This is a genomic window from Rhizorhapis suberifaciens (genome assembly GCF_014200045.1).
Lineage (GTDB): Bacteria > Pseudomonadota > Alphaproteobacteria > Sphingomonadales > Sphingomonadaceae > Rhizorhapis > Rhizorhapis suberifaciens.
In genome coordinates this window covers 84,002-96,703 of the sequence record NZ_JACHOV010000006.1, presented here as the reverse complement: position 1 = coordinate 96,703, position 12,702 = coordinate 84,002, and the positions used below count along the sequence as shown (strand labels likewise).

Annotated in this window: 13 protein-coding genes, 1 tRNA gene and 1 other RNA gene; 7 read left to right on the top strand and 8 right to left on the bottom strand. The window is 60.0% G+C overall.

Annotation, left to right across the window (positions count from 1 at the left end; genetic code table 11):
- Positions 1 to 25: 25 nt before the first annotated feature.
- Positions 26 to 697, bottom strand: coding sequence for a thiamine phosphate synthase (gene thiE, locus HNQ99_RS08995; RefSeq protein WP_246414823.1), 672 nt, complete (start codon positions 695 to 697; stop codon positions 26 to 28).
- A gap of 3 nt (positions 698 to 700) precedes the next feature.
- Here thiE and HNQ99_RS08990 point away from each other — a divergent pair, with 3 nt between their 5' ends.
- On the top strand, positions 701 to 1,411 hold the full coding sequence (locus HNQ99_RS08990; protein WP_184475321.1) for a DUF72 domain-containing protein: 711 nt from the start codon (positions 701 to 703) through the stop codon (positions 1,409 to 1,411).
- A 48-nt stretch (positions 1,412 to 1,459) separates the two neighbouring features.
- On the opposite strand, the gene HNQ99_RS08985 is transcribed toward HNQ99_RS08990, so the two are convergent.
- From HNQ99_RS08985 to tkt, 4 genes are all read right to left on the bottom strand, one after another.
- Positions 1,460 to 2,365: a fructose bisphosphate aldolase gene (locus tag HNQ99_RS08985; RefSeq protein WP_184475441.1), complete on the bottom strand. Its 906-nt coding sequence runs from the start codon at positions 2,363 to 2,365 to the stop codon at positions 1,460 to 1,462.
- A 71-nt stretch (positions 2,366 to 2,436) separates the two neighbouring features.
- Positions 2,437 to 3,606, bottom strand: a complete 1,170-nt coding sequence (locus tag HNQ99_RS08980) for a phosphoglycerate kinase (protein ID WP_246414856.1) — start codon at positions 3,604 to 3,606, stop codon at positions 2,437 to 2,439.
- Between the two features lie 159 nt (positions 3,607 to 3,765).
- A complete protein-coding gene (gap, locus tag HNQ99_RS08975; RefSeq protein ID WP_184475319.1) occupies positions 3,766 to 4,773 on the bottom strand; it encodes a type I glyceraldehyde-3-phosphate dehydrogenase in 1,008 nt (335 codons plus the stop codon).
- 14 nt (positions 4,774 to 4,787) lie between these two features.
- Positions 4,788 to 6,755, bottom strand: coding sequence for a transketolase (gene tkt / locus HNQ99_RS08970; protein ID WP_184475318.1), 1,968 nt, complete (start codon positions 6,753 to 6,755; stop codon positions 4,788 to 4,790).
- 147 nt (positions 6,756 to 6,902) lie between these two features.
- On the opposite strand from tkt, the gene HNQ99_RS08965 reads away from it, so the two are divergent.
- From HNQ99_RS08965 to HNQ99_RS08945, 5 genes are all read left to right on the top strand, one after another.
- Entirely contained in the window at positions 6,903 to 7,100 is a 198-nt protein-coding gene (locus tag HNQ99_RS08965; RefSeq protein ID WP_184475317.1) for a hypothetical protein, read from the top strand.
- Positions 7,093 to 7,416 (top strand): cell division protein ZapA, encoded by a 324-nt coding sequence (locus tag HNQ99_RS08960; RefSeq protein ID WP_184475316.1) that lies wholly within the window; start codon positions 7,093 to 7,095, stop codon positions 7,414 to 7,416. Before HNQ99_RS08965 ends, HNQ99_RS08960 begins: the two co-directional genes overlap by 8 nt.
- Positions 7,417 to 7,428: 12 nt before the next feature.
- Positions 7,429 to 7,584: non-coding RNA, 6S RNA (ssrS, locus tag HNQ99_RS08955), on the top strand.
- A gap of 71 nt (positions 7,585 to 7,655) precedes the next feature.
- Positions 7,656 to 8,234, top strand: coding sequence for a 5-formyltetrahydrofolate cyclo-ligase (locus HNQ99_RS08950; RefSeq protein ID WP_184475315.1), 579 nt, complete (start codon positions 7,656 to 7,658; stop codon positions 8,232 to 8,234).
- Positions 8,231 to 8,440, top strand: coding sequence for a DUF2842 domain-containing protein (locus HNQ99_RS08945; protein WP_184475314.1), 210 nt, complete (start codon positions 8,231 to 8,233; stop codon positions 8,438 to 8,440). The genes HNQ99_RS08950 and HNQ99_RS08945 overlap by 4 nt, the downstream gene beginning before the upstream one ends.
- On the opposite strand, the gene HNQ99_RS08940 is transcribed toward HNQ99_RS08945, so the two are convergent.
- From HNQ99_RS08940 to mutL, 3 genes are all read right to left on the bottom strand, one after another.
- Positions 8,429 to 8,505, bottom strand: a tRNA-Asp gene (locus HNQ99_RS08940). The two genes, HNQ99_RS08945 and HNQ99_RS08940, sit on opposite strands and share 12 nt — an antisense overlap.
- 44 nt (positions 8,506 to 8,549) lie before the next feature.
- Positions 8,550 to 9,704, bottom strand: coding sequence for an AI-2E family transporter (locus tag HNQ99_RS08935; RefSeq protein ID WP_184475313.1), 1,155 nt, complete (start codon positions 9,702 to 9,704; stop codon positions 8,550 to 8,552).
- An 8-nt stretch (positions 9,705 to 9,712) separates the two neighbouring features.
- Positions 9,713 to 11,497: a DNA mismatch repair endonuclease MutL gene (gene mutL, locus HNQ99_RS08930; protein WP_184475312.1), complete on the bottom strand. Its 1,785-nt coding sequence runs from the start codon at positions 11,495 to 11,497 to the stop codon at positions 9,713 to 9,715.
- Between the two features lie 149 nt (positions 11,498 to 11,646).
- Between mutL and HNQ99_RS08925 the strand changes: the two genes are divergently transcribed.
- On the top strand, positions 11,647 to 12,687 hold the full coding sequence (locus HNQ99_RS08925; protein ID WP_184475311.1) for a rod shape-determining protein: 1,041 nt from the start codon (positions 11,647 to 11,649) through the stop codon (positions 12,685 to 12,687).
- The last annotated feature ends 15 nt before the right edge of the window (positions 12,688 to 12,702 follow it).

Here is a 12,702-nt window from a genome sequence, read left to right as displayed (position 1 = left end):
TGGTGGGCGGCTGCGCCCTGCGTCGTCAGATCCCGGAAAGAAGCGCCGCAAATTCCGCAACAGCAGCAGAAGGGCCTTGGGGATGGTTCCAAACCGCGCCGCTTACGGCCAGGAAGTCAGCCCCGGCTTCGACCAGCGGCCTGGCATTTTGCGCCGTAATCCCCCCAATAGCGACGCATGGCAGTTCGAATACGGCGCTCCACCAAGTCAAGATCGATGGGTCGGGCCTGTGCGTCGTTTCCTTCGTGGCGGTCGGATAAAATGCCCCGAAAGCCACATAATCGGCCCCCGCCTCCCCTGCTTCCATGGCGAGATGCCGGCTGTCGTGGCAGGTTACCCCGATCTGCGCCGCGGGGCCCAACAGCCTGCGGGCCTCGCGAGGGTCGCCGTCCCCCTGCCCCAGATGGACGCCGTCCGATCCCAGCCGCTGGGCAAGCGCGATACTGTCATTGATCATGAAGGCAACGTCGCGCTCAGCGCAGATTTTCTGTAATGGAGCGGCAAGGCGGGCGATGCTGTCATCGTCGATGCCTTTCAGTCGCAACTGGAAAGCCGCCACCACCGGCCCCGCGTCGAGCGCAGCCGCCAACTGCTCTGCAAAAGAGTCATCGATGCTTGCCGGCGAGATCAGATAAAGCTGGCATTGCACCCGGCGTTCAGGGGGAGCGAACTGATCGGTACGAACTTCGTTGGGCATTTCATGATCCATATCGGCTGTTCAGGCTGGAACTACCGCCATTGGCGCAGGGCCTTCTACCCCGAAGGCCTGCCCGTCAAGAACTGGTTTGCGCATTATGCGGAGCATTTCGATACCGTGGAGATCAACGCCAGCTTCTATCGCCTGCCCAAAGCAGAAACCTTCGAAGCTTGGAAGCGCCAGGCTCCGGAGGGCTTCTGCTATGCGGTGAAGGCTCCGCGCTTCATCACCCATATGCACAAGTTGAAGGATGAGGGCGCATTATTCCTGGAAAATGTGCGGCATCTTGGGACCCGATTGGGACCAATCCTGTACCAGCTTCCGCCGCGCTGGAAATATGACCCGAACAGGCTGGAAGCCTTTCTCGCGTCACGCCCCAAAGATCTAAGGCATGTTTTCGAATTCCGGGACCCGAGCTGGATTACCGAGGAAGTGCTGGAACTGCTTGGGAGCAAAGGTGCGTCCTTCTGTACCCATGACATGCCGGGGCAGCCTACGCCGCGCTGGGCGACCGGACCTGTCGCCTATATACGCTTTCATGGGGCTGGGCAGAAATATGGCGGCGATTATAGCCGGAAGACGCTGATGAGCTGGCGGGACTGGATTTTGGAGCAGTCCCGCCAGGGCCGCGATGTGTGGGCCTATTTCAACAACGATATTGAAGCACGGGCGATAGCCGACGCCGAGGAGTTGAAAGAGCTACTCGCCCCTTAAATCGCGAGATTGACGAACGTTTTGTTTGTTATCCGTACCATTTGAAGCTCAGGCCGCGACAGGCGTCTTGGCGGTCGACGCGGCGTGGATCTCGTTAATCGCAGAACCGAGCGAGTTGTTGAATTCCTCGTCGCTCATCTGGTGCCGCAGGTCTTCGAGCAGCGCCCGGCTGAAGCTGGCGATGATGCCGCGATTTTTTGCGAGTTCAACGCAAGCCTCGGGACGGGCATAGCCGCCTGAAAGCGCCACGACGCGCAGTACGCGCGGATGGTCGACCAGCGGATCGAACAGGCCGGATTGAACCGGAAGCGAAAGCTTCAGCATGACCTTGTCATCGCCCGGCATTGCGTCGAGCGCCTTCACCAGTTCCTCCAGCAGGATCTGGTCGGCTTCCGCGCGTTCGGGGCTCTTGATATTGACCTCGGGCTCCAAGATCGGAACGAGGCCTGCGGCCAGAACCTGCTGTCCGACTTCGAACTGCTGCTTGACGATCGCAGCGATGCCAGCGCGATTGGCAAGATTGACGACGGAGCGCTCCTTGGTGCCGAAAACGCCAAGAGCCTTGGCGCGCTTTAGCAGCACGTCGAGCTCCGGCATGGGCTTCATGAGCTGAACGCCATTTTCCTCGGCCTCCAGACCCTTGTCGATCTTGATGAAGGGCACGACTCCGCGCTCGATCAGAGCCTGCGGCACCGACTTGCCGCCCGCTTCCCCGTCCATGGTGCGCTCAAACAAGATCGCTCCAATCACCTTTTCGCCGGTAAAGGCGGGCGAGGTGATGATGCGGCTGCGCATCTGATGGATGAGGCCGAACATTTCCTCGTCCGAACTCCAGGCCCCTTCCTCAATGCCATAGCCCTTGAGCGCCTTGGGGGTCGAGCCGCCACTCTGGTCAAGTGCGGCAATGAAGCCATTTCCGTCTGCAATTTTCTTGGTCATGTTCTGGTCGAGCATCTGCACATACCTCCAGTTGTCTCGCCGGATCCAATTCCAGCGAGATGATTACTATTTTGCGGAACCGCGCCTCACTTCGTCAAAGCTTTGACACCCGGTAGTTCCTTGCCTTCCATCCATTCCAAAAAAGCGCCGCCAGCGGTCGAAACAAAAGTGAAGTCGCCTGCCACTCCAGCATGATTGAGCGCGGCCACGGTATCACCGCCGCCCGCAACAGAGACCAGAGTCCCTTCTTTGGTAAGCGCGGCTGCGGTTTTTGCGAGGACAACCGTTGCGGTATCGAAAGGCGGTGTTTCGAAAGCGCCCATGGGGCCATTCCAAACCAATGTGCAACAGGTCTTGAGCACGTCAGCCAGAGCCTCAACCGCAGCGGGTCCTACGTCCAGGATTATCTCGTCGGCGGCGACTTCGTGAACATTCACGGTGCGAGTGGGGGGATTGGGAGCGAACACCTTGGACACGACTACGTCATAAGGAAGGTGAACGGTGCAATTCGCTTTTTCGGCAGCTTCCAGAATGGCTTCCGCCGTGTCCTTGAGGTCGTGTTCACAGAGCGACTTGCCGACATCCACCCCGCGCGCGGCGAGGAAAGTGTTGGCCATGCCACCGCCGATAATGAGATGATCGACCTTGGCGACAAGATGCTTGAGCACATCAAGCTTGGTGGAAACCTTCGCGCCCCCCACGACAGCCGCAACCGGATGTTCGGGCGAGCCCAGCGCCTTTTGCAGCGCATCGAGTTCCGCTTCCATGGAGCGTCCGGCAAAGGCGGGCAGCTTATGGGCAAGGCCCTCCGTAGAGGCGTGCGCCCGGTGCGCGGCCGAGAAGGCGTCGTTGACATAGAAGTCGGCAAGTTTCGCCATGCCTTCGACCAGACGTTCGCGATTCACCTCCTCGCCCGAATGAAAGCGCGTGTTTTCAAGAAGCGCAATCTCGCCTGGCTTCATTTCTGCAACGGCAGCCTCTGCGGCCTCGTTGACGCAATCCGGGACGAAGCGCACCGGGCGGCCAAGCACGTTCGAGAGCGGTCCCGCCACCGGCTCAAGCGAATAAGCCAGATTGCGCTCGCCCTTTGGACGGCCGAAATGGGCCAGGATCAGCACTTTCGCGCCTCGGTCGGACAGTTCGTTGATCGTCGGAACAGCCGCGCGGAGACGGGTATCGTCCGTCACCGCGCCATCCTTCATCGGCACATTCAGATCTTCGCGGACCAGCACGGCCTTGCCGGCAATGTCGCCCATATTATCCAGTGTTTTGAATGGCTTCACGGCTGTTCCTCTAATATCATGGAAAATTCTTCCGTTCGGTTCGAGCCTGTCGAGAACCATTCTCGATGTGCCCTCCTGTTTCTCGAGACACTCGAAGCGAAGGCTGCTCGAACCAAACGGATCAGAGATAGCTTACAGCAAGCCCGCAACGACGCCGGTGGTGTCCACCATGCGGTTGGAGAAGCCCCATTCATTGTCGTACCAGCTGAGCACACGCACCAGCTTGCCGTCGATGACCGCCGTTTCCAGGCTGTCGACGGTGGAACTGGCCGGATCGCCATTGAAGTCAATCGAGACGAGCGGTTCGTCGGTATAGGCCAGCACCCCCTTCATCGCGCCCTGGGCCGCGTCTTTCAACAGGCCGTTGACTTCCTCCACCGTGGTGGTGCGGCTTGGGATGAACTTCAGATCGACGACCGAGACGTTGGGAGTCGGCACGCGGACCGAGGAACCGTCGAGCTTGCCTTTGAGCTCGGGCAGCACCTCGCCAACGGCGCGGGCGGCGCCGGTCGTCGTTGGGATCATCGATAGCGCGGCGGCACGAGCGCGACGCATATCCTTGTGCAGCTGATCCAGCGTGTTCTGATCGTTGGTATAGCTGTGGATCGTCGTCATGAAGCCGCTTTCGATACCGATCGCATCGTGGAGCACCTTGGCGAGCGGAGCGAGGCAGTTGGTGGTGCAGCTGGCGTTGGAAATGACAATATCTTCCTTGGTCAGCGTGTCATGATTGACGCCAAATACGATCGTTTTGTCGACACCGGTCGCAGGAGCGGAAATGACAACGCGCTTGGCGCCAGCGGTCAGATGCGCGCTCGCCTTTTCCTTGCTGGCGAAGATGCCGGTGCATTCCAGGGCGATGTCCACGCCCTGCGCCGCGTGCGGCAGCTTGGCGGGATCACGCTCGGCGGTCACCGCGATGCGCTTGCCATTGATGACGAGCGCGTCGCCGTCTACCCTGACCTCGCCGGGAAAGTTGCCATGGACGCTGTCGCGCTTGAAAAGCAAGGCATTGGACTTGGCGTCGCCCAGATCATTGATGCTGACCAGTTCCAGATCATGGTCGGTGCGCTCCAGAATGGCCCGGGCCACCAGGCGGCCGATGCGGCCAAATCCGTTGATCGCAACTTTAACTGCCATCTTCTTCAAGCTCCTTATTTGCCAAGCGCCAAAACGATCTGCGGCGCAATCTTAGCGGCCGTAAGGCCGAAATAGTCGAACAGTGCTTCTGCCGGGGCGGACGCACCGAAACTGTCGATCCCGAAACGCAACCCATCAAGCCCAGTATAGCGTTCCCAGCCGAAGGTCGTACCGGCTTCAATGGAAACCTTGAGGCAATCCGAAGGGATGATCCCGGCTTTATAGGCGGCGTCCTGCGCGTCAAAGAGGGACCAGCAGGGCATCGAAACGACGTCAGCCCCGATCCCCTGCCCTTCAAGGGCATCTGCAACGCCCATCGCCACTTCCACTTCCGAACCGCTGGCAAGCAGCACTACCCGGCGCGGCGCGCTGGCCGCACGCAGGCGGTATGCGCCCTTTGCGCTGAGGTTTTCGCTCTTTGCCAGGCGGACTTGCGGCAAATTCTGACGCGTGAGGGCCAACAGCGAAGGACCATCCTGATTCTTCAGGGCCAATTCCCAGCATTCGGCCGTCTCGACTACATCGGCCGGACGATAGACGTCGAGATTGGGGATCATCCGCAGGCTCATGACGTGCTCGATAGGCTGGTGGGTAGGACCGTCCTCCCCCAGACCGATGCTGTCATGCGTCATGACATAGACGACACGCGCCTTTTGAAGCGCTGACAGTCGGATCGCCGGACGACAATAGTCAGAGAAGACGAGGAAGGTGCCACCATAGGGAATAACGCCGCCATGCAGCGCCATACCGTTCATCGCCGCCGACATGCCGAACTCACGAATGCCATAATAGACATAGCGGCCGGAATAATCGTCTTTGCTGAACGGGCCGGTCGTCTTGGTCTTGGTATTGTTGGAGCCGGTGAGATCGGCCGAACCCCCCACGGTTTCGGGCAGCAGCGTGTTGACCGCTTCCAGGGCCATTTCGCTCGCCTTGCGCGTCGCTACTGTCTTCGGATCCGCAATGAGGCCGTCTATATAGGCTGACAGCGAGAAAGCAGCAGGCAGATCGCCTGCCATTCGGCGACGAAATTCCATTGCCAGGGAGTGGCTTGAAAGCCTTCCCAGCCATGCTTCATGAGCAGCAGCGGAACGCTCGCCCAGTTTCTTCCATTCCGCCGCCACATCGGCCGGAATGACGAAAGCTTCGTGCGGCCAGTCAAGATGGGTGCGGGCAGCGGCGATTTCATCGGCTCCCAGTGGCGAGCCATGAACGCTATGCGAGCCGGCCTTGTTGGGCGCGCCATATCCGATGGTAGTGTTGCACGCGACCAGCGAAGGACGCGGATCGGCAACCGCCTCTGCCAAGGCACGGCGGATATCGGCGAAATCGTGGCCGTTGCAGGATACCACATGCCAGCCAGTCGCGGCGTAGCGGGCTGGAATGTCCTCACTTGTCGAAAGGCTGGTGGAACCGTCGATCGTAATCTTGTTATCGTCCCAAAGAACGATCAGTCGACCAAGGCCCAAGTGCCCGGCAAGGCCAATCGCCTCATGGTTGATGCCTTCCATCAAGCAGCCGTCGCCCGCGATCACCCATGTGCGGTGATCGACAAGCGCATCGCCGAAAGTTGCGTTCAGATGCCTTTCCGCCATGGCCATGCCGACAGCGGTCGCAAGGCCCTGCCCCAGGGGACCAGTGGTGGTTTCCACACCCGCCAGCTCGAAATTCTCCGGATGACCGGCGCAGGGGCTGTGTAATTGGCGGAAGTTTCGGATATCCTCGATATTTGGACGTGCATAGCCGGTCAAATGCAGCAGCGAGTAAATGAGCATGGAGCCGTGGCCGGCAGACAGCACGAAACGGTCACGGTCCGCCCATTTGGGCTCTTTGGGATTATACTTCAGAAACTCGCTGAACAGCACGGTCGCAACGTCTGCCATTCCCATCGGCATACCGGGATGGCCACTGTTTGCGGCCTGAACCGCGTCCATCGACAATGCCCTTATGGCGTTGGCGAGCGTCTGTTGGGTGGCGGTCATTAAAGCTTCCTGTTCGAGGGACGGCGATGGGCACGCGCGCCCGAGTCGCGAAAAATCGCCCCCATTTGTCCCGTCGGGCGGCAAGCGTCAACCGCAGCGTATAATAGGGTTTTTGCACCGGCACCCAGCCGTGCTATTTGGGATAGCATGTCCGACGACCGCATGATCAACGCCATTGGGCGAATCGAACGGGCGCTGAGCCGATTAGAGGCTCTCAAAGCGCCAGACACCGAAACGCTTGAGCACCTTCAGGAAAAATATGCCCTGTTAAAAAGCGAGACGGGGCAGGTCCTGTCCGATCTTGACGGGCTCATCCTGCAGATCAAGGAGGAACAGCATGGCTGAGGTTAGCCTGCCCATTGGCGGGCGCAGCTATGTAATCACCTGCCGCGATGGAGATGAGGCGCGGCTTCAGCACCTGGCCACGCTGGTAGATGCCAAGACTCAGGACGCCCGGCGAGCCGTTCCCGGCCTAACCGAAGTACGGCAATTGCTGTTCGCCGCTTTGTTCCTGGCAGACGAACTCAACGACATTAGAACAGGAGAGCTACCCGCTCATTCGCCCGCCCCCGATCCCCGTCTGTCGGACGCGCTGGAAAAGCTTGCCGACCGAATGGAATCTGTTGTCTCAAGGCTTGCCGCATCACCACAGAGCGCCTAAATTACGCCTTGACGGGTACTGCCTGGTACGAGCTTTAGCGAACATCCCTGAGGCGATATCACATCCAAGGGAGCTGTCCCTGCCCGGGTTCCGGCCTGGATTACACGGCACCCACCTGACGTTGAGGCGTCAGAGGATATTCCAGCAAACGGCCGAGGCGGTCCCGTCACCAATCTTCAGCGGCATCCCCCGATACACAGATATTTCCACGCGGCTGCCAACGGGGTAATCATCCGCCCATGAACACCCTTTCCAAACAGGATATTCGCCGCGATGCTCGCAGGCGCCGGTCGCTTTTTGTGGAATCTCTTCCGCCGATCGCTTTGAAAATTGCCTTTCACGCACCGCCGACCGCTTTGATCCGATTGATCGCGCCGGCATCCTGCGTGGCGCTGTACCTGCCGGTCGGTAGCGAAGCGCCCGCCGATGCCTTTGCCGAACCTCTGATCCTGGCGGGGAAGTCGCTATGCCTGCCCTGCATCGAGGACAGTTCGGACGAGATGGTTTTCAGGCAATGGACGCCGGGCGACGAACTGGTGCTGGGCTACGCCGGCGTCGGTGAACCCTCCCCCAGCGCGCCCTTGATTGTACCAGACGCCATATTGGCGCCGCTCGTTGCTTTTGACCGTTCGCTCAATCGCCTGGGCCAGGGCGGCGGGCATTATGACCGGGTTTTTGCCCGATACGACCATGCGACAAGGATTGGCGTCGCCTGGTCGGGGCAAGAGCGCGACGATCTTGTGCTTGACCCCTGGGACATGCCGCTCCACGCGATTGTCACTGAACGCGAATTTATTGAAGGGCCCGCAAACCCATGAATCCCAGTTGGCGCAAACCGGTCGGCATGTTTCTCATATTAGGGATCATTGCCGCCTGGGCGTTTGTTATCGCCAGCATGTCGCATCAGATCGGACGGTTGCCAGGACTGGTGCAGTTAATCATCTATGCTGTGGCTGGGATCGTCTGGATCTTGCCGCTAAAGCCACTCCTCGCCTGGATGGAAACAGGGAAGTGGCGCGAGTGACGGGGCTCGAACCCGCGACCTCCGGCGTGACAGGCCGGCGCTCTAACCAACTGAGCTACACCCGCGTTCTGCGGTGAGGAGGCGCAGTTAGAAGAGCCCGCCTGCCCTGTCAACTCTCCTCAACGCTCTTCTGCAAATTATCCGGCAATTCCTCCTGATGGCCATGCATCAGCGTGCCATGCTCAAAGAGAAAACCCGCAATATCCGGGGTTCCCGCCGCGGCAATCACAGTTTGAAGGATGATGAGCAATGGAACCGCGAGGAGCGCGCCCGGCGTTCCCCAGACCCAACCCCAAAAGCTTAACGATACCAGAATCAACAGCGGGTTCATCGTCAGCCGCCGCCCAAGAACCAGCGGTGTGATGACGTTCGCTTCGACGATGTGAAAGCTGATTTGGATGAGTGCGGGCAGCAGGGCAAGCCAGACGTCATTGAAGATCATCAAACCGCCCAGGCCCAGTAAGATCGCCGCCAGGATGGGCCCGAAATAGGGAATGAAATTCAAAAGCGCGACGATGCCGCCCCACATCAGCGGCGAAGGCATGTCGATAAGATAAAGAGCGATCGCCACAGCCATGCCAAGACTGAGGTTAATGACGGCGATGGTCGTGACATAAGCGGAGGTCGCGTCCACCACATTCTGTATGACGCGGGCGATGCTCAACGCCCCATCAAAACTGCCCCGGCTGCTGATCGTCTGGTTCCGAAGGCTGGTCCAGCTTGCAAGAAAGAAATAGATCACCAGCAGCGCAAAGAGCATCTGGATGATCGCCGAGGGCGCAGAGGTCGCGGCCAGCTCCAGCAAAGACCGGGGCGCTTCCACAGCAGCAGTCTGCGCCGCCGCGACTGGCCCTGTTGCCAGCATTCGGACGGTTTCATCCACAAAGCGTTGAAGTTGCGAATAAAAGTCGATCAAGGGAGCGAGATTGGCCTGAATCTGCGGAATACGTTGGGGCAATATCTCGAACCAGTCGGTGGCGGGCACGATAATCAGCACCAGTGCGACATTGCTGACCGTGAGGAAGAAGATTACCGCGACCAACGCCGCCAGCTTGGACGGGACGCTATGCCGCTCCATCCACTCCAGAAAGGGGACCAGGGCGATGGCGATGACCAGCGCGGCAGTCAGCGGCAGGAAGAATTCCGCCCCTGCTTGCAGCGCGAAAGGAAGCGCAAGAAAGAAACTGGCTCCGCCGACCAGCGCCAGCGCTCCAAGCAAGCGGTCCCGCCGCCGCTCCATTTCGGCCTGCTCCCTGTTCCTCATGCCCCGCCTTATTTCCGTCCGAACAATTTCTCTATGTCGCCGTGGCCCAGCTTAACCCAGGTCGGACGGCCATGATTGCATTGCCCGCTATGCGGCGTCACCTCCATTTCGCGCAACAGGGCATTCATTTCAGCCACGGAAAGTATCCGCCCGGCGCGAACCGATCCGTGACAGGCCATGGTGGCGGCCACATGATCAAGCCGTTCCTTGAGAGACAGGGCCTCGTCATAAGCGGCGAGTTCATCGGCCAGATCCGTGACCAGAGCTTTCACATCGCCATTTCCCAGGAGGGCGGGTGTCGCGCGGACCAATATGGCCGCCGGACCAAAACGCTCAAGGTCGAGGCCGAACTCCGCCAACTCCCCTGCCCTCGCTTCCAACCGGTCACAGGCGACCTCATCCAATTCGACGATCTCAGGCAATAGCAGCGCCTGCGACGGCACGCCCCTATCAGCCATGGCGCGGCGCATGCGTTCCAAAACCAACCGTTCATGGGCGGCATGCTGATCGACGATGACCAGCCCGTCCTCAGCCTCGGCAACGATATAGGTCTTCGCCACCTGCCCGCGCGCCACCCCCAATGGAAAGCTGTGGACCTCTGGCGGAGAGGCATAGGCAGGCTCTGTCCGCGCCTGTGGCGGAGGGGTCGTGAAGCTGGTCCTCCGATCGCCAAAACCCTGATGGGCGGCTACCGACGGTACGGCCCAGCTATCCGCGAAGATCGGCATCGAACTGATTGGGCTCGGCGACCCCACAGGTTCCTGCCGCCAATTGCCCAGCGCCTCGGCATTTGGGCGTTGTACGGAGCGGAAGCCGGCCTCATCCAGCGCGCGTTTCAATCCGCTGACGATCATGCCGCGAATCATCGCCGGTTCACGAAAGCGAACCTCTGTCTTGGCCGGATGGACGTTGACGTCCACCTCGCCGGGCGCAAGGTCGATGAACAGGGCGACGACGGGATGCCTGTCCCGCGCCAGCAGGTCGGCGTAGGCGCCTCGCACGGCGCCAATCAGCAACCGATCTTTCACGGGGCGGCCGTTGACGAACAGGAACTGATGATCGGCAACCCCGCGATTATAGGTCGGTAGACCGGCAACGCCACTGACCCTCACGCCGTCCCGTTCCAACGACACCACCACATGATTGTCCGCAAGATCCCGATCGGTAAGAGCCGCCACGCGCGCTTCCCTGCTCTCGCCGGATTGAACGGCGATGCTTCTGCGACCGTCATGTTCCAGGAAAAAGCCAATGTCAGGGCGCGCCATGGCCAGACGGCGGACCGCATCCGAGCATGCGGCGAATTCCGCCCGCGGGCTCCGCAAGAATTTTCGGCGGGCGGGCACTTTGCCGAAGAGCTGCTCGACCCTGATCCGAGTTCCCGGCGGGATGGCGGCAGGTTCCTGTTTCACCAGCTGACCATTATCCATGATTCGAATCCAGCCATCAGCCCCGCTCTGCCGACTCTCGATTGAGAGAAGGGCCACGCTGGCGATGGAGGGCAAAGCTTCCCCTCGGAAGCCCAGGGTGACGACATTTTCGATGGCGTCATCGGGAAGCTTGGAGGTCGCATGCCTCTCCAGCGCCAAGGCCATGTCGGTCGGCGACATGCCGCAGCCATTGTCGGTCACCTCGATCATGTCCAGACCGCCAGAGGACAGCCGCACATGAATCCGATTCGCGCCCGCATCAATGGCGTTTTCCACTAATTCTTTCAGCGCACTGGCGGGCCGTTCGACCACTTCGCCTGCAGCGATGCGATTGACCAGATGTTCGGGCAAACGGCGTATTGACATAAGCATGTCCCTAGCCCAAGCGGACGCATTCCGCGAGCCGTCGTCCAAACATTTGTGAAAAGCATCCTGTGACTTTGCGCCTGTGGAATGAACGACTATAGCGTAGCGCGCCTAGCCCATGAAAAAGCTCCGGTTGAACAGGACAAAAGATGATCTTTTCGCGATTTTTCAAATTCTCCTCCCACGACATGGCAATCGATCTGGGTACGGCGAACACCGTGGTCTATGCGCGCGGCAGAGGGATTGTGCTCAATGAGCCTTCGGTGGTCGCCGTTGAAACGTTGAACGGCATCAAGCGGGTAAAGGCGGTAGGTGACGACGCCAAGCTGATGATGGGCAAAACGCCCGATTCGATCGAAGCGATTCGTCCCCTGCGCGACGGCGTGATCGCGGACATCGATATCGCCGAGCAGATGATCAAGCATTTCATCCACAAGGTGCATGGGCATCGCCGTTTCCCTAGCTGGCCTGAAATCGTCATCTGCGTGCCGTCGGGCTCCACCTCGGTTGAGCGCCGCGCCATCCGCGATGCCGCGAGCAATGCCGGAGCGAGCCAGGTCTTCCTGATCGAGGAACCTATGGCTGCTGCCATCGGGGCTGATATGCCGGTGACCGAACCCATCGGCTCTATGGTGGTGGATATTGGCGGCGGCACGACCGAAGTCGCGGTACTGTCTCTGCGCGGCCTTGCCTATACCACGTCGGTGCGTGTCGGTGGCGACAAGATGGACGAAGCGATTGTCTCCTATGTCCGCCGCCACCACAATTTGCTGATCGGCGAAGCGACGGCCGAACGGATCAAGAAGCAATATGGCGTGGCACAGGCTCCCGCGGACGGTGTCGGCGAAACCATCTATATCAAGGGCCGGGATCTCGTAAACGGCGTTCCCAAGGAAATCACAATCAATCAGGGGCAGATTGCAGAGGCGCTGAGCGAGCCGATCAGCACGATCGTCGAAGGCGTCCGAATCGCTCTGGAAAATACCGCGCCGGAACTCGCAGCCGATATTGTGGACCAGGGCATTGTGCTGACCGGCGGCGGCGCATTGCTGAAAGGCCTTGATGAAGAGCTGCGCGACGAAACCGGCCTTCCGGTTTCCATTGCGGACGATCCACTGACCTGCGTCGCCATTGGCACGGGACGGGCGCTGGAAGATCCAATCTTCCGCGGCGTGCTACAAACCGCCTGACAGGGGGAGAGGCCA

Excerpts from the sequence above, each read along its gene's own strand:
- HNQ99_RS08990 (WP_184475321.1), top strand. The coding sequence starts at position 701 with ATGATCCATATCGGCTGTTCAGGCTGGAACTACCGCCATTGGCGCAGG.
- HNQ99_RS08960 (WP_184475316.1), top strand. The coding sequence starts at position 7,093 with ATGGCTGAGGTTAGCCTGCCCATTGGCGGGCGCAGCTATGTAATCACC.
- HNQ99_RS08950 (WP_184475315.1), top strand. The coding sequence starts at position 7,656 with ATGAACACCCTTTCCAAACAGGATATTCGCCGCGATGCTCGCAGGCGC.
- mutL (WP_184475312.1), bottom strand. The coding sequence starts at position 11,497 with ATGTCAATACGCCGTTTGCCCGAACATCTGGTCAATCGCATCGCTGCA.
- HNQ99_RS08985 (WP_184475441.1), bottom strand. The coding sequence starts at position 2,365 with ATGCTCGACCAGAACATGACCAAGAAAATTGCAGACGGAAATGGCTTC.
- HNQ99_RS08965 (WP_184475317.1), top strand. The coding sequence starts at position 6,903 with ATGTCCGACGACCGCATGATCAACGCCATTGGGCGAATCGAACGGGCG.
- HNQ99_RS08935 (WP_184475313.1), bottom strand. The coding sequence starts at position 9,704 with ATGAGGAACAGGGAGCAGGCCGAAATGGAGCGGCGGCGGGACCGCTTG.
- thiE (WP_246414823.1), bottom strand. The coding sequence starts at position 697 with ATGCCCAACGAAGTTCGTACCGATCAGTTCGCTCCCCCTGAACGCCGG.
- HNQ99_RS08945 (WP_184475314.1), top strand. The coding sequence starts at position 8,231 with ATGAATCCCAGTTGGCGCAAACCGGTCGGCATGTTTCTCATATTAGGG.
- tkt (WP_184475318.1), bottom strand. The coding sequence starts at position 6,755 with ATGACCGCCACCCAACAGACGCTCGCCAACGCCATAAGGGCATTGTCG.
- HNQ99_RS08980 (WP_246414856.1), bottom strand. The coding sequence starts at position 3,606 with ATGGGCGACATTGCCGGCAAGGCCGTGCTGGTCCGCGAAGATCTGAAT.
- HNQ99_RS08925 (WP_184475311.1), top strand. The coding sequence starts at position 11,647 with ATGATCTTTTCGCGATTTTTCAAATTCTCCTCCCACGACATGGCAATC.
- gap (WP_184475319.1), bottom strand. The coding sequence starts at position 4,773 with ATGGCAGTTAAAGTTGCGATCAACGGATTTGGCCGCATCGGCCGCCTG.